Origin of the sequence: Citrobacter sp. ANG330 (assembly GCF_047467925.1) — a bacterium.
Classification (GTDB): domain Bacteria; phylum Pseudomonadota; class Gammaproteobacteria; order Enterobacterales; family Enterobacteriaceae; genus Citrobacter_A; species Citrobacter_A amalonaticus_G.
Genome location: NZ_JASJUI010000005.1, coordinates 146,178 through 167,071, shown reverse-complemented (window position 1 = coordinate 167,071; position 20,894 = coordinate 146,178). Strand labels below are relative to the sequence as shown.

The window sequence follows — 20,894 nt, the reverse complement described above, 5'->3', positions numbered from 1 at the left end:
TTCCATTTCAATTAACCGCACTGCGGATTACGTGGTAAATCAATCAGATCACAAAGAGTTTTGATATGGCAAAATGTTGGAACGCAACATCTCACTCGTGCCGAGACCGTAATTAGAGCTCAGACCACGAAGTTCAATGTTAAAGCCAATCACGTTGTCATAAACCGCGTGTTCTTTATCGCTATCCCAACCGTTCAGCTTACGCTCGTAACCGACGCGGATCGCATAACAGCAGGAGTTGTACTGCACACCTAACATCTGGTCGGCGGGTTTATTCACGTTGGTGTCGAAGTAGTAGGCACCCACAATCGACCAGCGATCGGCAATCGGCCAACTGGCGACGGTACCGATCTGGCTAATCCCGTTTTTGTATTGCTCAGCCGTAGAGTAATACGCAGGTAGCGTGGCCTGAATATATTCCGGGCTGGCGTAACGGTAGTTCAACTGAACCAGACGGTCTTCATCACGTCGATATTCAATACTGGAACTGCTGGTGGCGACACTATCCAGACGGGTGTCGTACTGAATACCGCCACGCAGGCCCCAACGATCCGAAATACGCCAGTAGGTGTCACCCGCCCATACTAATGAACCTGTCTGGTCATCATTCTCCCATTGGATGTTGTCATCGCCGGTACGAGACTCCGTGAAATAGTAGATTTGACCCACAGAAACGTTAAAACGTTCAACCGCTGCCTCATCATATACGCGAGATGTGACGCCCGTCGTGACCTGGTTCGCTGAGGCAATGCGGTCCAGCCCGCCATAGGTTCGATCCCGGAACAGGCCGGTATAGTCCGATTGCAGCAGGGAAGAGTCGTAGTTATAGATGTTGCTCTGGTCGCGATACGGCACGTACAGATACTGCGCGCGCGGCTCCAGCGTCTGGGTATAACCCGGCGCGAGCATATTCATATCCCGTTCAAACACCATCTTGCCGTCGACTTTGAACTGTGGCATCACGCGGTTGGCGCTATCATCCAACTGAGTGGTATTACGACTGTTATACCAGTCCAGATTGGTTTGCTGATAATGGGTCGCCAGCAGCTTCGCTTCGGTGTTGATGCTGCCCCACTGGTTCGACAACGGCAGGTTGATGGTCGGCTCCAGGTGCAGACGCGTCGCTTCCGGCATGTTGTCTCTGGTATTCACAAAATGCACGGCCTGGCCATAAATACGGGTATCGAACGGACCCAGGTCGTTCTGATAGAAGTTGACGTCTAGCTGTGGTTCAGCGGAGTAGCTGCTGGTGTTCTGATCGCTGAACACCTGGAACTGTTTGGTCGAGACCGTGGCGTCAAAGTTCTGCACCGCATAGCCGACGCTGAATTTCTGCGTGGCGTAACCGTCGGTGCTGGAACCATACTTGTTATCGAAATCATTAAAGTAGCTGGAGTCGCTCACCTTGGTGTAGTTGACATTGAAGCGCCACACCTGATCCATTACCCCTGAGTGCTGCCAGTAAAATAGCCAGCGGCGCGAGTTGCTATCGTTCGGGTGTTCATCATCGTAGACGCGATCGGAGTTCAGATAGTCAAATTCCATCAGACCTGCGCCCGCCTGGCTCAGGTAGCGGAATTCGTTCTCCCACATCACGCCGCCACGACGGTGCATATAGTGCGGCGTCAGGGTCGCATCCATATTTGGCGCGATGTTCCAGTAATACGGCAGATAGAACTCAAAATAGTTCTTTGTCGTGTACTTGGCGTTAGGGATCAGGAAACCGGAGCGGCGTTTATCCCCCACCGGCAACTGCAAATACGGACTGTAAAAGACAGGAACCGGACCCAGCTTAAAGCGGGCGTTCCAGATTTCCGCGACCTGTTCTTCACGGTCATGGATCACTTCGCTACCGACGACGCTCCAGGTATCAGAACCCGGCAGACAGGAGGTGAAACTCCCGTTCTCAAGAATGGTATAGCGGTTTTCGCCGCGCTGTTTCATCAGATCCGCTTTCCCGCGGCCCTGACGGCCCACCATCTGGTAGTCGCCTTCCCAGACGTTGGTGTCTTTGGTGTTCAGGTTCGCCCAGCCTTTCGGTCCTTTCAGGATAACCTGGTTGTCATCGTAATGGACGTTGCCGAGCGCATCGACGGTACGCACAGGCTCAGGCTGACCCTGAGCCTCTTTCTGATGAAGCTGCACCTCGTCGGCCTGCAGGCGACTGTTGCCCTGCATGATGTCCACATTGCCGGTAAACACCGCGTCATCAGGATAATTTCCTTTCGCGTGATCGGCATTAATCGTGACGGGGAGTTCATTTGTCTCGCCCTGCACCAGAGGACGGTCATAGGCTGGCACGCCTAACATACATTGTGAGGCGAGACTGGCTGCCAGACCCTGTTGACTGTAAAGGGCAGTGGCAATCATTGTGGCCAGGAGGGTGGGAATACGTTTTTTCATACGTTGTATTTTATTGTTCCATCATCAGTAGCGTCGCGCGTGACAAACCGCCACAGCCTAACTTACTCATGTTCGTAGCGCTAGTGTTAATCCTGCCGCTATAGCGTCTGTGGTGTTAGTCACGGCTGTGAATGACAGGTATGATAATGCAAATTATAGGCGATGTCCCACAATTGACCGTAGCCGAAAGATCGTAGAAAGCCGCTTATTTTGTGGGACCTGGCCTCACTGAGAGTGAGACAAATTGGGGAGTCTATGCAGTACTGGGGAAAAATAATTGGCGTGGCCGTGGCTCTGCTCATGGGCGGCGGCTTTTGGGGCGTGGTTCTGGGGCTGTTAATCGGCCACATGTTCGACAAAGCCCGTAGCCGCAAAATGGCGTGGTTTGCCAACCAGCGTGAGCGTCAGGCATTGTTTTTTGCTACCACCTTTGAGGTGATGGGGCACTTAACCAAATCGAAAGGTCGGGTGACCGAAGCCGATATCCATGTCGCCAATGTACTGATGGACAGGATGAATTTGCATGGCGAATCGCGATCGGCTGCGCAAAATGCGTTTCGTATCGGAAAATCGGACAACTACCCGTTACGTGAAAAAATGCGCCAGTTTCGCAGCGTCTGTTTTGGCCGTTTCGATCTTATCCGCATGTTTCTCGAAATTCAGATTCAGGCGGCGTTTGCCGATGGTTCGCTGCATCCCAACGAGCGTGAAGTGCTGTATGTGATTGCCGAAGAGCTGGGCATTTCCCGAACTCAGTTCGATCAGTTCCTGCGCATGATGCAGGGGGGCGCGCAGTTTGGCGGCGGTTATCAGCAGCAGTCCGGCGGCGGTGGCTGGCAGCAGGCGCAGCGTGGCCCGACGCTGGAGGATGCCTGCAACGTCCTCGGCGTTAAACCTACCGACGACGCAACCACGATTAAACGCGCTTACCGTAAGCTGATGAGCGAGCACCATCCGGATAAGCTGGTGGCGAAAGGCCTGCCGCCGGAAATGATGGAAATGGCGAAGCAGAAAGCGCAGGAAATTCAGAAGGCTTACGAGCTAATCAAAGAGCAGAAAGGCTTTAAATAATGCTTTTGCCGGATGGCGACGCAACGCGCTTTATCCGGCCTACAAAGCCCGAACGTAGGCCTGATAAGCGTAGCGCCATCAGGCATTATTGTTAGAAATCAGCTGGCGCTTTAAACGTCATGCTGTTGCCGTATGCGGGATGAGTGATGGTCAGCATCTCGGCATGCAACTGGAGTCGGGGAGCCATCGCCAGCGCGTCGGGCGGAGCATAAAAACGGTCGCCGAGAATGGGGTGGCCTAACGCCAGCATATGCACGCGCAGTTGGTGCGAACGCCCGGTGATGGGCTTCAACACGACCCTCGCGGTGTTATCTGCCGCAAACTCCACCACTTCATATTCGGTCTGCGCCGCTTTGCCGGTTTCATAACATACTTTCTGTTTCGGACGATTCGGCCAGTCGCAGATCAGCGGTAAATCCACCAGTCCTTCTGCGGGCGCGGGATGTCCCCATACCCGCGCCACATACTGTTTTTTCGGCTCGCGCTCGCGAAACTGACGCTTCAACTCTCGCTCCGCCGCTTTAGTGAGGGCCACTACAATCACGCCGCTGGTGGCCATATCCAGCCGATGCACAGATTCTGCCTGCGGAAAGTCGCGTTGAATACGCGTCATTACGCTGTCTTTGTGCTCCGCAAGACGCCCCGGCACGGACAACAAGCCGCTCGGCTTGTTGACCACAATAATGTGCTCATCCTGATACAGGATAACCAGCCAGGGATCCTGCGGCGGGTTGTAGTTTTCCATCCCCATAGTCGGCTCCGTTACTGATGCGTGACGACGATAAGACGTAGCGCATCCAGACGCCATCCTGCCTGACTCAGGCTTTCCAGCACCTGCTGACGGTTGCTTTCAATCGCCGCGAGTTCGTCATCACGAATGTTCGGGTTGACGGCGCGCAGCGCTTCCAGGCGCGACAATTCAGCAGACAGTTTTTCATCCGCTTCATTGCGTGCAGCGTCAATCAGGGCGCGGGCGGACTTTTCAACCTGCGCTTCACCCAGTTGCAGAATCGCGTGAACATCCTGCTGCACCGCGTTAACCAGCTTGCTGCCGGTGTGGCGGTTTACGGCACTCAACTGACGGTTGAAGGTTTCAAACTCCACCTGCGCCGCGAGGTTGTTGCCGTTTTTATCCAGTAGCATGCGCACCGGCGTCGGCGGCAGGAAGCGGTTAAGCTGCAACTGCTTCGGTGCCTGGGCTTCCACAACGTATACCAGTTCCAGCAGCAGCGTACCGACCGGCAGCGCCTTATTCTTTAACAAGGAAATGGTACTGCTACCGGTATCACCGGAGAGGATCAGATCCAGTCCGTTACGGATCAGCGGATGCTCCCAGGTAATAAACTGGGCGTCTTCACGTGACAGCGCCACGTCACGTTCAAAGGTAATGGTACAACCGTCTTCCGGCAGCCCCGGAAAGTCCGGAACCAGCATGTGATCGGATGGCGTCAGTACTATCAGGTTTTCGCCGCGATCGTCCTGGTTAATCCCCACGATATCAAACAGGTTCATGGCAAAGGCGATAAGGCTGGTGTCGTCATCCTGCTCTTCAATGCTTTCGGCCAGTTGCTGCGCTTTTTCACCGCCGTTGGAGTGGATCTCCAGCAGGCGGTCGCGGCCCTGTTCCAGTTGCGCTTTCAGCGCTTCGTGTTGTTCGCGACAGCTTTTGATCAGCTCATCAAAGCCATCGGTCTCTTCGGGGGCCGCCAGATAGTTAATCAGGTTGCTGTAAACCGAGTCATAGATAGCGCGACCGGTCGGGCAGGTATGTTCGAACGCATCCAGACCTTCGTGATACCAGCGAACCAGCACCGACTGGGCGGTTTTCTCTAAATACGGGACGTGGATTTGGATATCATGCGCCTGTCCGATACGGTCGAGACGACCAATACGCTGCTCCAGCAGGTCCGGATTGAACGGCAGGTCAAACATCACCAGGTTGCTGGCGAACTGAAAGTTACGACCTTCCGAGCCGATTTCTGAACACAGCAGCACCTGCGCGCCGCTGTCCTCTTCGCCAAACCAGGCGGCGGCACGGTCACGTTCGATAATCGACATCCCTTCGTGGAACACGGCGGCGCGGATACCTTCGCGCTCGCGCAGCACTTGCTCAAGTTGCAGGGCGGTTGCCGCCTTCGCGCAGATCACCAGCACTTTCTGCGAGCGATGGCTGGTCAGGTAGCCCATCAGCCACTCGACGCGCGGGTCGAAGTTCCACCAGGTACCGGTATCGCCTTCAAATTCCTGATAAATCTGTTCCGGATAGAGCATGTCACGCGCTCTGTCCTCGGCGTCTTTGCGGGCCCCCATGATGCCGGACACTTTAATGGCAGTCTGATACTGCGTCGGCAGCGGCAGCTTAATGGTGTGCAGTTCGCGTTTCGGGAAACCTTTTACGCCATTACGGGTGTTACGGAACAGCACGCGGCTGGTGCCGTGGCGGTCCATCAGCATGGAGACCAGTTCCTGACGCGCGTTCTGCGCACCGTCGCGGTCGCTGTTCGCGGTTTGCAGCAGCGGTTCAATATCCTGCTCGCCAATCAGTTCGCCCAGCATGTTGAGCTCTTCATTGCTGAGCTTGTTACCGGCCAGCAGCATGGCTACGGCGTCGGCGACCGGACGGTAGTTTTTCTGCTCTTCAACAAACTGTGCGAAATCGTGGAAACGGTTAGGATCCAGCAGACGCAGACGGGCAAAGTGACTTTCCATACCCAGTTGTTCCGGGGTGGCGGTCAGCAACAGTACGCCTGGCACGCGTTCCGCCAGTTGTTCGATCGCGACATATTCACGGCTCGGCGCCTCTTCGCTCCAGACGAGATGGTGAGCTTCATCGACAACCAGCAGATCCCATTCAGCATCGCACAGGTGTTCCAGACGCTGTTTGTTACGGCGGGCAAAATCCAGTGAACAGATAACCAGTTGCTCGGTTTCAAACGGGTTATAGGCATCGTGTTGCGCTTCGGCGTAGCGTTCATCGTCAAACAGGGCGAAACGCAGATTAAAACGGCGCAGCATTTCGACCAGCCACTGATGCTGCAAAGTTTCCGGCACAATGATCAGCACTCGTTCTGCCGCGCCAGAAAGCAGTTGTTGATGCAGAATCATCCCGGCTTCAATGGTTTTACCCAGACCGACTTCATCTGCCAGCAGTACGCGCGGGGCATGACGACGACCCACGTCGTGGGCAATGTTGAGCTGATGAGGGATCAGGCTGGTGCGCTGACCGCGCAGGCCGCTCCACGGCATACGGTACTGTTCGCTCTGAAATTTACGTGCGCGATAGCGCAGCGCAAAGCGGTCCATGCGGTCAATCTGACCGGCAAACAGTCGGTCCTGCGGTTTACTGAATGCCAGTTTACTGTCGAGCAGGACTTCACGCAGCGTCACCCCGGCTTCTTCGGTATCAAGGCGGGTGCCGATGTAGGCAAGCAAACCGTTTTCTTCTTTTACTTCATCGATTTGCAGCTGCCAGCCTTCATGACTGGTAATGGTATCGCCTGGGTTGAACATCACGCGGGTCACGGGGGAGTCACTGCGCGCATACAGGCGATTTTCACCGGTGGAAGGAAAAAGCAAAGTGACGGTACGGGCATCCATGGCGACAACGGTTCCAAGTCCCAGTTCGCTTTCTGTATCGCTGATCCAGCGTTGACCAAGTGTAAAAGGCATATTTGTTCGGCTCTATATCTTTAATTGCAGGCAATAATCACCCTCTGCCAGAGAAAAACGGTGGCAGCAAGGTAAATTGGGTCCAGGAATGGAAAGGGCGCTATGGTAATGGATGGCGATGGATTCGTCACGCGTCAAAATAACCCTAATTGGCCTGTCAGTAGTGTAGCAAAGTTATCATCAATGAACGGAAGAATTCCTTCCGCGACGGGCTGGAGCTGGCGCGTCAGGTAATGCTCGTAATCCAGAGGCGAGTGTTGATAATCCTTTGGCTCCGGGCCGTTCAGGGTCCAGACATAGTGAATGGTGCCGCGGTTCTGGTACTGCGCCGGGCGCCCTCGCTTCAGATTCTCTTCATCAGCCAGTCTGGCGGCGCGTACATGTGGCGGAACGTTGCGCTGGTATTCGCTCAACGGTCGGCGCAGGCGCTTGCGATAGACCAGACGATCGTCCAGTTCGCCAGCCATCAGCCGATCAATGGTTTCACGCACGTAATCCTGATACGGCTCGTGACGAAAAATACGCAGATACAATTCTTGCTGGAACTGCTGCGCCAGCGGCGTCCAGTCGGTACGCACGGTTTCCAGACCTTTAAACACCATGCGCTGGCTTTCTCCTTCCTGAATTAGACCCGCGTAGCGTTTTTTGCTGCCGGTATCCGCCCCACGGATAGTGGGCATCAGAAAGCGACAGAAATGCGTTTCATACTCCAGTTCCAGCGCGCTGGTAAGGTTCTTCTCCTGAAGCGATTGCGTCCACCAGGCGTTGACGTGCGCCACTAACGCGCGGCCAATTTTCGCCGCTTCCTCTTCTGTGTGGGCGCGCTTCAGCCAGACGAAGGTGGAGTCGGTGTCGCCATAAATCACGTCATAGCCCTGGGCCTCAATCAGCGCTTTGGTCTGGCGCATGATCGCGTGACCGCGCATGGTGATCGACGACGCCAGGCGGGGATCGAAGAAACGACAGGCCGTCGTGCCGAGCACACCGTAAAAGGCATTCATGATGATCTTCAGCGCCTGAGAAAGCGGTTTGTTGCCGTGGCGCTTTGCCTCCTCACGACCCTGCCAGATCGACGTCACGATCTCTGGCAGGCAGTGTTTTTCCCGCGAGAACCAGGCGTCGAGAAATCCTTCGGTACTGTGTTCGGGATCCGGGTGCGCCATCCCTTCCACCAGACCCACGGGGTCTATCAAAAAGGTGCGAATGATCGAGGGGTACAGGCTTTTGTAATCCAGCACCAGCACCGAATCATACAAGCCGGGACACGAATCCATCACGTAACCGCCGGGGCTGGCGTGGGGCGGCACTTCACCGAGGTTCGGCGCAACGTATCCGGCGCGGTGCATACGTGGAAAATAGAGGTGGCCGAACGCGGCAACGGAACCGCCGTGACGATCGACCGGTAAACCGTTAACCGTAGCGCGTTCTAACAGGAACGGCACGATCTCGGTTTTATGAAAGACCCGCGTCACCAGCTCGCAATCTTTCAGATTGTAGGTCGCGAGCGCGGGTTTATCTTCGGCAAAACGTCTGTCTATCTCATCCATGCGATCCCAGGGATTATCGATCGATTTACCCTCGCCAAGCAGTTCCTGCGAAACGGTCTCCAGCGAAAATGACGAGAAATTCCAGAACGCAGATTTCAGCGCTTCAATGCCGTCAATAATCAGTCGCCCTTTGGCCTGGGCGAAAAAAACGCCATTTTTAAAACCGTGCTCACGCCATTCGAGTTCGCTGTTATCGCGGCCAAAACGCAGGGGAATACGGTAGCGCTCAGCATGTTTTTGCAACACGCGCAGGTCAAACTGCACCACGTTCCAGCCGATGATGATGTCGGGATCGTGACGGGCAATCCACTCGTTCAGTTTTTCCAGCAGTTGTGGGCGGCTGTTGACATACTCAAGCTGGAAATCAAGCGTTGAGGCATCGCCATTTTCGGGGCCGAGCATATAGACAACGCGCTGCCCGCAGCCTTCCAGACCAATACAGTACAGCTCGCCGTGGCGCGTTGTCTCAATGTCCAGAGAAAGCCATTTGAGCGGCGGACGATAGTCGGGATGGGGTTTTAATCGCGCGTTGACGATCGCTCCGTTGCGCTGCTCACCTTCGACCCATACCGGTGAGGTGATAAAGCGTTCCATCAGATAGCGCTCCGGCGGACGGACATCGCCTTCATAAACCGTCACGCCGTTCTCACGCAGCAGCTTTTCCAGTCGCATCAACTGGCGATGCGAACGACAGTAAAGACCCGAAACGGGTTGCCGATGAAAATCGTTGAGGTTAAGCGGCACCAGGCGGTAGCCATTTTCCCCACTTAATAACGACGTGACGCGGGCGGTAAGCGCGGTGGGGATAAACGCAACGGATTCCTGCGGCGCAAGCGATACCTGCAAAGGCCCGCTGTCTGTTGCCAGCCAGAAGGAGACTTCGGTTCCCTGCGACGTATCCCGCCAGTGCCGGGTTAAGATAAAACCTGCCTGCGCCACGCTGTTTATCCATTAAAAAAACCAGGCATGATTATAGCCTGGTTCAGTACGCTGTGCTGGGGTTTTATACAGTCTTTATCGGCGCTACTGCCCGTAATAGGCTTTAGCGCCGTGCTTGCGCAGGTAATGCTTATCCAGCAACGTTTGCTGCATATCAGGTAACTGTGGCGCGAGCTGGCGGCAGAAAATGCCCATATAGGCGACCTCTTCTAAGACGATGGCGTTATGCACCGCGTCTTCGGCGTTTTTCCCCCACGCGAAGGGACCGTGTGAATGCACCAGTACGCCTGGCATTTGCGCGGCGTCTATTTCATGCATCTTAAAGGTTTCGACGATCACCTTGCCGGTTTCCCACTCATACTCACCGTTGATCTCATGGTCGGTCATTTTGCGGGTGCAGGGAATGGTGCCGTAGAAATAGTCGGCGTGCGTGGTGCCCGTTGCCGGAATGGACTGTCCGGCCTGTGCCCAGATAGTCGCGTGGCGCGAATGGGTATGCACGATACCGCCAATGGTGGGAAAGGCCTGATACAGCAGACGATGGGTGGGCGTATCGGACGAGGGCTTTTTCTGACCTTCAATCACTTCACCCGTCGCGATGCTGACAACCACCATATCGTCAGCGGTCATCACACTGTAATCAACGCCGGAAGGTTTAATGACAAAGACGCCGTGGTCGCGATCGACGGCACTGACGTTCCCCCAGGTGAGCGTGACCAGGTTGTGCTTTGGCAGCGCCAGATTCGCTTCCAGTACCTGGCGTTTGAGATCTTCTAGCATGTTTTTCTCCCTGCCTGATGACGGCGTAAACGCCTTATCGGGCCTACACAGAAATGTAGGTCCGATCGGCAAAGCGCCATCAGGCAACCATTCGCTTAACGTTTAAACCCGTAATACACATCGTTCCAGCGCAGCGCGTCTTTGAAGGCGGGCAGGCGGGTATCGTTATCAATCACGGCGATTTCGATATCGTGCATTTCGGCGAACTGACGCATATCGTTGAGATCCAGCGCATGGCTGAAGACGGTATGGTGCGCGCCGCCGGCCAGGATCCACGCTTCGGACGCGGTCGGCAGGTCCGGTTGGGCTTTCCACAGCGCGTTGGCAACCGGCAGTTTCGGCAGCGAGTGCGGGGTTTTCACGGTGTCGATGCAGTTGACCAGCAGACGATAGCGATCGCCGAGGTCGATCAGGCTGGCGACTACCGCCGGGCCGGTCTTCGTATTGAAAATCAGACGGGCGGGATCGTCTTTACCGCCAATGCCGAGAGGCTGGACATCGAGGATCGGTTTTTCGTCCACCGCGATCGACGGACAGACTTCCAGCATGTGGGAGCCGAGCACCAGATCGTTGCCTTTCTCGAAGTGATAGGTGTAATCCTCCATAAAGGAGGTGCCGCCCTGCAGACCGGTAGACATCACTTTCATGATGCGAAGCAGAGCGGCAGTTTTCCAGTCGCCTTCGCCCGCAAAGCCGTAGCCCTGCTGCATCAGGCGCTGTACGGCCAGACCCGGAAGCTGTTTCAGACCGTGCAAATCTTCAAAAGTGGTGGTAAATGCGTGGAAGCCGCCCTGTTCCAGAAAGCGCTTCATGCCCAGTTCGATACGCGCCGCTTCCAGCACGTTCTGGCGTTTGTCGCCGTGAACCTGGGTGGCGGGGGTCAGGGTATACGAGCTTTCGTACTCATCGATCAGCGCATTGATATCACCGTCGCTGACGGCGTTCACCACCTGCACCAGATCGCCCACTGCCCAGGTGTTCACCGAGAAACCAAATTTGATCTGCGCGGCGACTTTATCACCATCGGTCACAGCCACTTCGCGCATGTTGTCGCCAAAGCGGCACACTTTCAGATGACGGGTATCGAGTTTCGATACGGCATGACGCATCCAGGCGCCGATACGTTTGTGCGCCTGCTGATCCTGCCAGTGGCCGGTGACCACCGCGTGTTGTTGACGCATACGCGCGCCGATGAAGCCGAACTCGCGGCCACCATGCGCAGTCTGATTCAGATTCATAAAGTCCATATCGATGCTGTCCCACGGCAGGGCGGCATTGAACTGGGTGTGGAATTGCAGCAGCGGTTTGTTGAGGATCGCCAGGCCGTTGATCCACATTTTGGCCGGAGAGAAGGTATGCAGCCAGACCACCAGACCCGCACAGCGATCGTCATAGTTGGCATCACGGCAAATGGCGGTGATCTCATCCGGCGAGGTCCCCAGTGGTTTCAGAACCAGTTTGCAGGGCAGTTTCGCTTCGGTATTCAGCGCCTTGACGACGTGCTCCGCGTGCTGAGTGACCTGATGCAGCGTCTGTGGGCCGTACAAATGCTGGCTGCCAATTACAAACCACACTTCATAATTATCAAAAATAGTCATTGTCGTGTCCTTAGTGAGTCAGGGTTGCCTGATCAGCCGGTGTGTGATTTACCGGGGCGGCAGTCGGAAGATAATGTTGTTCAGCGCTTACCGCCCATTGCTGATAGCGGCGATAAAGCTGTTCGAAACGTTGGGCCTGCGCGGGGCGAGGTTGCAGCGTGTTTTCCACCGCGCTCGCCATTTTTTGCTGGGCGGCAGGGATATCGGCATGCACGTTGGCTGCCACGGCGGCGAAGATGGCTGCCCCCAGCGCACAGCACTGATCGGAGGCGACAATTTGTAGCGGACGGTTCAGGACATCGCAGCAGGCCTGCATAATGACCTGGTTTTTCCGGGCGATGCCGCCCAGCGCCATCACGTTGTTAACGGCAATACCTTGTTCGGTAAAGCATTCCATAATGGCGCGCGCGCCAAAGGCGGTCGCGGCGATCAGTCCGCCAAACAGCGCCGGAGCATCCGTGGCCAGATTCAGATCCGTTATCACCCCTTTCAGACGCTGGTTTGCGTTCGGCGTACGGCGGCCGTTAAACCAGTCAAGCACCACTGGCAAATGATCCAGCGACGGATTTTTCGCCCAGGCGTCGGTCAGCGCGGGCAGGAGTTGTTTCTGGCTGGCTTTAATCTGCTCTTTCAGTTCAGGATGCTGCGCGGCGAGCTGCTCAAGCGGCCAGCCGAGAATGCGTCCAAACCATGCGTAGATGTCGCCAAAGGCAGACTGACCCGCCTCCAGGCCAATAAAACCAGGCACCACGCTACCATCGACCTGGCCGCAAATACCTTTCACGGCACGCTCACCGACGCTCTGTTTGTCCGCAATCAGGATGTCGCAGGTGGAGGTTCCAATGACTTTCACCAGCGCGTTGGGCTGTGCGCCTGCGCCAACCGCGCCCATATGGCAGTCGAACGCGCCTCCGGAGATCACCACGCTTTCTGGCAGACCCAAGCGTTGCGCCCACTCTTTGCAGAGCGTTCCGACCGGCAGATCGGCGGTGAAGGTGTCGGTAAAAAGGGGATACGGTAAATGCTGGTTAATGATCGGATCGAGTTCGTCGAAGAAGCTGGCGGGCGGCAGACCGCCCCAGCTTTCATGCCACAGCGATTTGTGCCCGGCGCTGCAGCGACCCCGGCGGATATCCTGCGGGCGCGTGGTGCCAGAAAGCAGGGCGGGCACCCAGTCGCACAGTTCAATCCAGGAGGCGGCGGCCTGGGCGACGGCGCTGTCCTCGCGGGTGACGTGAAGAATTTTGGCCCAGAACCATTCGCTGGAGTAAATGCCGCCAATGTAGCGGGAGTAATCTACTTTGCCCGGCGAGTGGCACAGACGGGTAATGGCTTCGGCTTCTTCCACCGACGTGTGGTCTTTCCACAGGACAAACATCGCGTTCGGGTTTTCCGCGAACTCTTCCCGGAGCGCAAGGACATTGCCGTCAGCATCAATGGGGGCTGGCGTTGAGCCGGTACTGTCGACGCCAATCCCAACGACTTCCGCGCGCTGCGCCGTGCTCAGCTCAGCCAGCACGCTTTTCAGCGCCGCTTCCATCGATTCGATATAGTCGCGTGGATGATGGCGGAACCGGTTGTTCGGCGCGTCGCAATAACGCCCCTCCTGCCAGCGTGGATACCACTCTACGCTGGTCGCGATCTCTTCGCCGGTCGCGCATTCCACTGCTAGTGCGCGCACAGAATCACTGCCAAAATCGAGGCCAATTGCAATTGCCATCCTCTTACTCCATCCAGAAATACGGGTATGGAGAAACAGTAGTGAGTAGGGATAAAAACCGTCAGGTAGGATCCGCTAATCTTATGGATTAAAATGCTATGGCATCGCAAAGTGTGACGCCGTGCAAATAATCAATGTGGACATTTCTGCTCCAGTTATAGACACTTTTGTTACCCGTTTTTGCCGCAGTCATCGCGCTGAGTTGTTACATAATGCTTTTCACAAGCGGGGTTGATGGACTGCCAGCGATAATGCGGCGGCGAAGCAGGGCGCAAACAAGGCTGCCTTGCGTAATATGGACAATTTGTTTCCTTACCGAACCTCGGGAGTCGTGAAATTATGGCTGAACCGCAAAATGACCCTCTCCTGCCGGGGTACTCGTTTAACGCGCATCTGGTTGCGGGTTTAACGCCGATAGACGCCAACGGCTATCTGGATTTTTTTATCGACAGGCCGTTGGGGATGAAAGGTTATATCCTTAACCTCACGATTCGGGGTGAAGGGGTGATCAAAAATCACGGCAGGGAGTTTGTCTGTCGACCTGGCGATATTTTGCTGTTCCCGCCAGGCGAAATTCATCACTACGGGCGCCATCCGGATGCCAGCGAATGGTATCACCAGTGGGTTTACTTCCGCCCCCGTGCATACTGGCAGGAGTGGCTGACCTGGCCGCCTATTTTTGCGCAGACCGGATTTTTCCGTCCGGACGAGGCGCTCCAGCCGCATTTTAATGAACTGTTCGGCCAGATCATCAGTGCCGGGCAGGGAGAAGGGCGCTACTGCGAACTGTTGGCGATCAACCTGCTGGAGCAGTTACTACTGAGGCGCATGGAGGCGATCAACGCCTCGCTGCATCCGCCGATGGATAACCGCGTGCGCGATGCCTGTCAGTACATCAGCGATCATCTGGCGGACAGCCACTTCGATATTGCCAGCGTTGCCCAGCATGTCTGCCTGTCGCCATCGCGCCTGTCGCACCTGTTCCGCCAGCAGTTGGGGATCAGCGTGTTGAGCTGGCGTGAGGATCAACGTATCAGCCAGGCGAAACTGCTGCTCAGTACAACACGCATGCCGATTGCCACCGTCGGGCGTAATGTCGGGTTCGACGACCAGCTCTATTTTTCCCGCGTCTTTAAAAAATGCACCGGCGCCAGTCCGAGCGAGTTCCGCGCCGGTTGTGAATAAAGTTATTTTCTGAGCGCCGTTGTGAAGTCGCAATGACGCTCACTGACTAATCTATTTTTACGCTGCAATGTATCATAATAATGAATGGTTCTAAAGGATTAATAAAAAAATAGCATTTGTGAATTGAAAATAGAGTGAATTATGCTCTCCGCAAAGGAGACGCATAATGAGCAATCGTAATGATATTACTGATGGCATGTTTGCTACGACAAAACGAAAGGGTTTAGTGTATACGGAGAAGTTAGGGTGGATTGATTTGGGACATGCACAAGGAAATGATGCCCGAGTGTTAAAAACAAAGTTGGAGAACGAATTTGGCGCTATGTATTATGAGTCCTTAAATGATTGGTATTATTCCATAGATTATTATCAGGAAATGGGTATAAGGAAAAAGATACTTGATGTTAATATAGATTTTCATACTGGTGTCTTGACTCAGGTGATGGTTCGCTCCTGTCTCACTCCTGCAATGAAAGCAAGAGTCGCGCTGACTCTTATGTACGGAACTGCAAAAAGATTTGAAGCATGGCAAGACTCTATACTCTTCAATTGGTATACAGATAGCGGATTTAGCGTTGAGGATTTGTTATCTGATTTAGTAGGGTTTTATCGTGTATTTGGAGGAGGGCCAGACCCACTATGGCTAGCGAATCCTGTGTCATATGACACAGCGCTACAGATCTGGGATTCCCATGATCCTATCGGTCATTATAAGAATACAGGATTTTTCCCCTATTTATTCAGCACAATGACTCCCTTTAAATATGGTGAACCTATCAGGAAAAAACTTCCCGACTGGTTGGATTATATAAAACCGCTGGATGGCGGTTTTACCGGTGTAATGTATAATCAGTTTCATAATAGTCCTGTCGATGGTTTTTTTAAGAATAAAGACAGGATAAATCATGAGCTTTATGGTTCAGTATCTAATACGATAAATTATGCTGACTCTCCCTTTGAACGTCCACTTTTTTTTCTTCTTCACTCTCACTCACCACAGAGGTAATGGTGAACATGAAAAAATGGATTTTACTATTATTGTCATTACTTCTGCTCCCTTTTATTGTCTTCTTTGGCTGTTTTGCTTTGATGTCAGGGGATCATCATTACAGACGTGATGATATTCTTTCTTACTGGTTATATACCCCTGACCTTCTGAAAAAGGTACCACAACTATCAAAAGAAGTTGAATATGAACATTATTATGACCTGGATGATCAACATACATATGTTGTCATAAAGTGGAGGGGTATTACTGATATTACTGCTAAAAAAGCATGTTTATTAGATTTTTTGCAGCAATTAAGTCCTTCAGTAAAATATAATTGTTTGTGGGTGTATCATGATCAGCATGATTACGCTGATAACTACCAACGGTTTTGTGTATACCAAAAAAGGGATGCCCTTGAACTGGAATACTACGAAACCGTGAAATGACTCAAATGCCTGGACTTGCAGCATGCTGTTGCGCCGGTTGTGAAGAAAAAGTGAATGATGTGTCCGTAAAGATGTCATAACCTGTAACTATTCAGATGATTGGTCGCTTGACGTCGCAGGGATGGGTTTGCAGAATCCCTGTTTCGTAAAACTGACGGACGCATTATGCAAGCATTGCTGGAACACTTTATTCTCCAGTCCGCCATGTACGCTTTGATTGCTGTGGCGCTGGTGGCCTTTCTGGAATCGCTGGCGCTGGTGGGGTTGATTTTACCGGGAACGGTATTGATGGCCGGGCTGGGCGCCCTGATCGGCAGCGGGGAACTCAACTTCTGGCATGCATGGCTGGCGGGAATTGTCGGCTGTCTGCTTGGCGACTGGATCTCGTTCTGGCTGGGCTGGCGTTTCAAAAAACCGCTGCATCGCTGGTCGTTCATGAAAAAGAACAAGGCGCTGCTCGATAAAACCGAGCATGCGCTGCATCAGCACAGTATGTTCACGATTCTGGTGGGACGCTTCGTTGGCCCAACCCGCCCGCTGGTGCCGATGGTCGCCGGAATGCTCGATCTGCCGGTGGCGAAATTCATCACGCCCAACATTATTGGCTGCCTGCTCTGGCCGCCATTTTATTTTCTGCCGGGGATTCTGGCGGGTGCGGCAATTGATATTCCGGCGGGGATGCAAAGCGGTGAGTTTAAGTGGCTGCTGCTGGCGACAGCCATCCTGCTGTGGCTCGGTGGCTGGTTGTGCTGGCGCCTGTGGCGCAGCGGAAAAGCTGCAACGGACCGCTTAACGCCCTACCTGCCAAAAGGACGCCTGCTCTGGCTGGCGCCGGTGGTGCTGGGGATGGGGATTGTCGCGCTGGTGACGTTGCTGCGTCACCCGCTGATGCCGATGTACATCGATATTCTGCGAAAAGTGGTGGGCTACTGATATTTCTGCCGGATGGCGCTTACGCTTATCCGGCCTACAGACAGGAATCCGCGTAGGCCGGATAAGCGTAAGCGCCATCCGGCAATCCATTATTCTTTAATGCCTAACAGCGCCGAGGCGCTGGCTCGGCCACTCAGCAGCTCATTCGTATCGCCCTGCCAGGCGATGCGACCGTCGGCCACGACGACAGAGCGCGCCGCGATGCGCGCCGCATCCTCCACGCTGTGTGAAACCATCAGCAGCGTCAGTTGCCGGGCATGGCAGATATCGCTTACCAGCGTCAGCATCTCCTGGCGCAGCGCGGGATCGAGGGCCGAAAACGGTTCATCCAGCAGCAGCACGGGCTGTTCACGCACCAGACAACGCGCCAGTGCGACACGCTGGCGCTGACCACCAGAAAGCTCACCGGGCAGGCGGGCCATCAATGTCTCGATCCCCATTTGTTGCGCGATATGCCGGCGCTTCTCTTTCTGTTCAGCGCTTAATTTCAGTCCGGGATCCAGCCCCAGACCAATGTTTTGCTCAACGTTTAAGTGGCTGAACAGATTGTTTTCCTGAAACAGCATCGACACCGGGCGGCGTGACGGCGGCGTGGTGGTGTGATCTTCTCCTTCGATCAGCAGGCTGCCGCGGGCTGGTTTGAGAAAACCGGCAATCAGACTCAGCAATGTGCTTTTCCCTGCGCCGCTCGGCCCCAGAATCGCCACCTGTTCACCGCGTGCCACGGACAGCGTAAAGCGCATGGGCAGATGATGATAAAGCCAGGTGATGTCAGTCAGTTTTAGCATTTCGCCCCGGTAACGTCTCAATAACGGTAAATAAAATAAAGCACAGGATCAGCAATAAGAGCGCAGTGACGGCGCCGTCCTGACTGCGATAAGAGCCAATTTGCTGATAAAGATAAAATGGCAGGGTGCGGAAGTCGTCATTGCCGAACAGCGCCACCACGCCGAAATCACCGATCGACAGTACGCAGGCAAAAGCCAGCGCCTGCGCCAGCGGACGCTTTAATGCCCGTAGCTCTACTACTTTTAGCCGCTGCCAGCCCTCAATCCCCAGCGACTGACACAGCATCGTGTAGCGGGCGGTAACATCGCGCATCGGGTTTTCCAGCACTTTCAGCGCGTAGGGAATGGCCATCAGCGCATTGGTGAAAATCACGATGCCGTCAGCGGACTCCGGCAGGCCGATGCTGTTGTTAAGCAACAGGAAAAAGCCGGTGGCCAGCACGATGCCTGGCATCGCCAGAATAAGCATCCCACTGAGTTCCAGCGCTTGTCCTGCCAATAACTGCTGACGGGCGCGCAGTTCGCGGCTGCTCCACAGCAGCATCATCGTCAGGATCACGCACAGCAGACCCGCTGCCAGCGCAATACGCAGCGAGGTCCACACCGCCTGCCACAAAATGGGCTGAGCGAGCACGTCCATCAGGTGACGATTCACCCCGTCGACCATCACCGCCAACAACGGTGGAAGCAACAGCAGCAGCGCGAGGACAATCAGCAAAGCATCGGTTAAACGGCTGTGCAGCCGATCGTCCGGATCGCGCCATCCCTGAACCAGGGTGGTGCCGGGAGCGATAGCTTTACTTAATCGTTGGCTGAGGAGTACCAGCGCCAGACAGCACACCATCTGGATCAACGCCAGCATGGCAGCGCGCGCGGGATCGTAGTCGAAATTAAGCGCCTGATAAATCGCCAGCTCAATGGTCGTCGCCTGCGGCCCGCCGCCCAGCGACAGTACGGTCGCGAAGCTGGCAAAACAGAGCATAAAAATCAGCGCGGCGACAGGCGGGATTTGGCGACGCAGCCACGGCCACTCGACAAAGCGAAAGAACTGCCAGCCGCGGATACCGAGCTGTGCCGCAAGCTGGCGCTGCTCGCCGGGGATATTTTCCAGCGACTGCAACAGCAGGCGGCTTGCCATTGGCAGATTAAAAAAGATGTGAGCCAGCAGGATGCCCTGCAAGCCGTAAGGCGAGAAGGTCCACTCCAGCCCAAGCATGTGCCAGAGCGAGGCCAGCCAGCCCTGGCGTCCGTAGACGCTGAGAATACCAAATACCGCAACCAGCACCGGGAGGATCAGCGTCATGGCGCACAGGCGCAGCAAAGCCAGCCGCCCCGGAAAGCGGCGTCGGTACAGCGCCCGCGCAAGGAAGATGGCCGGAACCACCGAAAGCACTGCCGACAAAAAGGCCTGCCAGAAGGAAAAACGCACCACATGCCACAGGTAGCTGTCCCGCCACAGCGAGGACCATGCCGCCTGCGGCGCGTTGAACCACAAGGCCAGAAAGGCGGCCAGCGCTACCGCCACCATCAGCGTGGCGGCACAAAGGCCTGGAATTAGCCAGCCGGCAATTAGCGGCTGACGGCGCGTTGCCATTCGCTAATCCATGCCTGGCGTTGTGCCGCCACTTCCGCTGGAGTGAACTCCAGGGTGGTTGCGGGCTTAGCCAGTTGTTCAAACCCGGCGGGCAGGGTGACATTCGCCACCGGATACATCCAGTTGCCGGTGGGGATTGCCTTCTGAAACGCTGGCGAGATCATGAACTTGAGGAACTTTTCCGCCAGCTCAGGCTGCTTACTGGCCGCGGTACGCGCGGCGACTTCTACCTGCAGATAATGACCTTCGCTAAAGTTGGCGGCGGCGAAATTATCCTTTTTCTCTTCGATGATGTGATACGCCGGTGAGGTGGTGTAGCTCAACACCAGATCGCTTTCACCTTTCAGGAACAGGCCATAGGCTTCGCTCCAGCCTTTGGTGACCGTGACGGTTTTGGCCGCCAGCTTCTGCCACGCCTGTGGCGTTTTGTCACCATACACTTTCTGCATCCACAGCATCAGCCCAAGGCCTGGCGTACTGGTGCGCGGATCCTGATAAATCACCCGCCATTTCTGATCGCTCTCGACCAGTTCCTTCAGGCTTTTCGGCGGATTTTTGAGTTTGTTTTTGTCATACACAAATGCAAAGTAGCCGTAATCAAACGGGACAAAGGTGTCATTTTTCCAGCCGCCCGGTACATTGACCGCTTCGCTGGCGACGCCACTTTTTGCAAACAGCTGGGTTTGCGTCGCCGCTTCCAGCAGGTTGTTATCCAGCCCCAGCACCACGTCGGCTTTGCTGTTTTTCCCTTCCATTCGCAGGCGATTAAGTAACGACACGCCATCTTCCAGCGCCACCAGCTTCAGCTCGCAGTTGCAGTCGGCTTCAAAGGCTTTTTTCACCGCCGGGCCAGGGCCCCAGTCTGCGGCGAACGAATCGTAGGTATAGACAGTAAGTACAGGTTTGGCGAAGGCGGGCGCTGCACACAGAAGAATAAGGGGAAGACATTTTTTTAACACTTTGCACCTCAAAAAATGGGTGGCAAAGGATTTTGAGCGGTAGCCTCAAATCCCTTCGCCGGCGTTATCCGGATCAGGTTCGACGGGTATTATCTCAGCCCATACACTTCATCATTCAAACCGCCTCTGTGTTGGCTGCGTTCGCTCACCCCAGTCACATAGTGTTCTATGCTCCCGGAGATTCACTCGTTTGCCGCCTTGATGCAGCTTGCATGATTTTGTGTATGTTTAATTAGCACCCCGTTGAGAACGGCGTTAGTGTAGTGATTTT

Annotated in this window: 15 protein-coding genes and 1 riboswitch; of the genes, 5 read left to right on the top strand and 10 right to left on the bottom strand. The window is 54.9% G+C overall.

What is annotated here, in order from left to right; genetic code table 11:
- Nucleotides 1-48: 48 nt before the first annotated feature.
- Nucleotides 49-2,403, bottom strand: a complete 2,355-nt coding sequence (gene lptD, locus QNN88_RS13505; protein ID WP_414240674.1) for an LPS assembly protein LptD — start codon at nucleotides 2,401-2,403, stop codon at nucleotides 49-51.
- A 255-nt stretch (nucleotides 2,404-2,658) separates the two neighbouring features.
- Here lptD and djlA point away from each other — a divergent pair, with 255 nt between their 5' ends.
- Complete coding sequence (djlA, locus tag QNN88_RS13500; RefSeq protein ID WP_414240673.1) at nucleotides 2,659-3,474, top strand: co-chaperone DjlA; 816 nt, start codon at nucleotides 2,659-2,661, stop codon at nucleotides 3,472-3,474.
- A gap of 91 nt (nucleotides 3,475-3,565) precedes the next feature.
- On the opposite strand, the gene rluA is transcribed toward djlA, so the two are convergent.
- From rluA to araB, 6 genes are all read right to left on the bottom strand, one after another.
- Complete coding sequence (gene rluA, locus QNN88_RS13495; RefSeq protein ID WP_414240672.1) at nucleotides 3,566-4,225, bottom strand: bifunctional tRNA pseudouridine(32) synthase/23S rRNA pseudouridine(746) synthase RluA; 660 nt, start codon at nucleotides 4,223-4,225, stop codon at nucleotides 3,566-3,568.
- Nucleotides 4,226-4,236: 11 nt separating this feature from the next.
- Complete coding sequence (rapA, locus tag QNN88_RS13490) at nucleotides 4,237-7,143, bottom strand: RNA polymerase-associated protein RapA (protein WP_414240671.1); 2,907 nt, start codon at nucleotides 7,141-7,143, stop codon at nucleotides 4,237-4,239.
- A gap of 134 nt (nucleotides 7,144-7,277) precedes the next feature.
- Nucleotides 7,278-9,629: a DNA polymerase II gene (gene polB, locus QNN88_RS13485; protein WP_414240670.1), complete on the bottom strand. Its 2,352-nt coding sequence runs from the start codon at nucleotides 9,627-9,629 to the stop codon at nucleotides 7,278-7,280.
- Between the two features lie 84 nt (nucleotides 9,630-9,713).
- On the bottom strand, nucleotides 9,714-10,409 hold the full coding sequence (araD, locus tag QNN88_RS13480) for an L-ribulose-5-phosphate 4-epimerase (RefSeq protein ID WP_414240669.1): 696 nt from the start codon (nucleotides 10,407-10,409) through the stop codon (nucleotides 9,714-9,716).
- A gap of 95 nt (nucleotides 10,410-10,504) precedes the next feature.
- Nucleotides 10,505-12,007: an L-arabinose isomerase gene (gene araA, locus QNN88_RS13475; RefSeq protein ID WP_414240668.1), complete on the bottom strand. Its 1,503-nt coding sequence runs from the start codon at nucleotides 12,005-12,007 to the stop codon at nucleotides 10,505-10,507.
- 10 nt (nucleotides 12,008-12,017) lie between these two features.
- Nucleotides 12,018-13,727 (bottom strand): ribulokinase, encoded by a 1,710-nt coding sequence (araB, locus tag QNN88_RS13470; protein WP_414240667.1) that lies wholly within the window; start codon nucleotides 13,725-13,727, stop codon nucleotides 12,018-12,020.
- A 339-nt stretch (nucleotides 13,728-14,066) separates the two neighbouring features.
- Between araB and araC the strand changes: the two genes are divergently transcribed.
- The 4 genes from araC to QNN88_RS13450 all read left to right on the top strand — a co-directional run bounded on the left by araC (nucleotide 14,067) and on the right by QNN88_RS13450 (nucleotide 17,282).
- Nucleotides 14,067-14,912 (top strand): arabinose operon transcriptional regulator AraC, encoded by an 846-nt coding sequence (gene araC / locus QNN88_RS13465; protein ID WP_414240666.1) that lies wholly within the window; start codon nucleotides 14,067-14,069, stop codon nucleotides 14,910-14,912.
- 166 nt (nucleotides 14,913-15,078) lie between these two features.
- Entirely contained in the window at nucleotides 15,079-15,918 is an 840-nt protein-coding gene (locus QNN88_RS13460) for a hypothetical protein (RefSeq protein ID WP_414240665.1), read from the top strand.
- Nucleotides 15,919-15,926: 8 nt separating this feature from the next.
- A complete protein-coding gene (locus QNN88_RS13455) occupies nucleotides 15,927-16,349 on the top strand; it encodes a hypothetical protein (protein ID WP_414240664.1) in 423 nt (140 codons plus the stop codon).
- A gap of 165 nt (nucleotides 16,350-16,514) precedes the next feature.
- Nucleotides 16,515-17,282, top strand: coding sequence for a DedA family protein (locus QNN88_RS13450; protein WP_414240663.1), 768 nt, complete (start codon nucleotides 16,515-16,517; stop codon nucleotides 17,280-17,282).
- Between the two features lie 89 nt (nucleotides 17,283-17,371).
- On the opposite strand, the gene thiQ is transcribed toward QNN88_RS13450, so the two are convergent.
- The 3 genes from thiQ to thiB are packed head-to-tail and all read right to left on the bottom strand — an operon-like array spanning nucleotide 17,372 to nucleotide 20,623.
- The gene (thiQ, locus tag QNN88_RS13445) at nucleotides 17,372-18,070 is read right to left on the bottom strand and encodes a thiamine ABC transporter ATP-binding protein ThiQ (RefSeq protein WP_414240662.1); all 699 of its coding nucleotides are present in this window, start codon (nucleotides 18,068-18,070) and stop codon (nucleotides 17,372-17,374) included.
- Nucleotides 18,054-19,664, bottom strand: a complete 1,611-nt coding sequence (thiP, locus tag QNN88_RS13440; protein WP_414240661.1) for a thiamine/thiamine pyrophosphate ABC transporter permease ThiP — start codon at nucleotides 19,662-19,664, stop codon at nucleotides 18,054-18,056. The genes thiQ and thiP overlap by 17 nt, the downstream gene beginning before the upstream one ends.
- Nucleotides 19,640-20,623: a thiamine ABC transporter substrate binding subunit gene (thiB, locus tag QNN88_RS13435; protein ID WP_414240660.1), complete on the bottom strand. Its 984-nt coding sequence runs from the start codon at nucleotides 20,621-20,623 to the stop codon at nucleotides 19,640-19,642. Before thiB ends, thiP begins: the two co-directional genes overlap by 25 nt.
- A 32-nt stretch (nucleotides 20,624-20,655) precedes the next feature.
- A riboswitch (TPP riboswitch) is annotated at nucleotides 20,656-20,876 on the bottom strand.
- Nucleotides 20,877-20,894 lie beyond the last annotated feature (18 nt).

What these genes read in the sequence shown, in the direction of transcription:
- lptD (WP_414240674.1), bottom strand. Translation starts at nt 2,403, where the DNA reads ATGAAAAAACGTATTCCCACCCTCCTGGCCACAATGATTGCCACTGCC.
- djlA (WP_414240673.1), top strand. Translation starts at nt 2,659, where the DNA reads ATGCAGTACTGGGGAAAAATAATTGGCGTGGCCGTGGCTCTGCTCATG.
- rluA (WP_414240672.1), bottom strand. Translation starts at nt 4,225, where the DNA reads ATGGGGATGGAAAACTACAACCCGCCGCAGGATCCCTGGCTGGTTATC.
- rapA (WP_414240671.1), bottom strand. Translation starts at nt 7,143, where the DNA reads ATGCCTTTTACACTTGGTCAACGCTGGATCAGCGATACAGAAAGCGAA.
- araD (WP_414240669.1), bottom strand. Translation starts at nt 10,409, where the DNA reads ATGCTAGAAGATCTCAAACGCCAGGTACTGGAAGCGAATCTGGCGCTG.
- araA (WP_414240668.1), bottom strand. Translation starts at nt 12,007, where the DNA reads ATGACTATTTTTGATAATTATGAAGTGTGGTTTGTAATTGGCAGCCAG.
- araB (WP_414240667.1), bottom strand. Translation starts at nt 13,727, where the DNA reads ATGGCAATTGCAATTGGCCTCGATTTTGGCAGTGATTCTGTGCGCGCA.
- araC (WP_414240666.1), top strand. Translation starts at nt 14,067, where the DNA reads ATGGCTGAACCGCAAAATGACCCTCTCCTGCCGGGGTACTCGTTTAAC.
- QNN88_RS13460 (WP_414240665.1), top strand. Translation starts at nt 15,079, where the DNA reads ATGAGCAATCGTAATGATATTACTGATGGCATGTTTGCTACGACAAAA.
- QNN88_RS13455 (WP_414240664.1), top strand. Translation starts at nt 15,927, where the DNA reads ATGAAAAAATGGATTTTACTATTATTGTCATTACTTCTGCTCCCTTTT.
- QNN88_RS13450 (WP_414240663.1), top strand. Translation starts at nt 16,515, where the DNA reads ATGCAAGCATTGCTGGAACACTTTATTCTCCAGTCCGCCATGTACGCT.
- thiQ (WP_414240662.1), bottom strand. Translation starts at nt 18,070, where the DNA reads ATGCTAAAACTGACTGACATCACCTGGCTTTATCATCATCTGCCCATG.
- thiP (WP_414240661.1), bottom strand. Translation starts at nt 19,664, where the DNA reads ATGGCAACGCGCCGTCAGCCGCTAATTGCCGGCTGGCTAATTCCAGGC.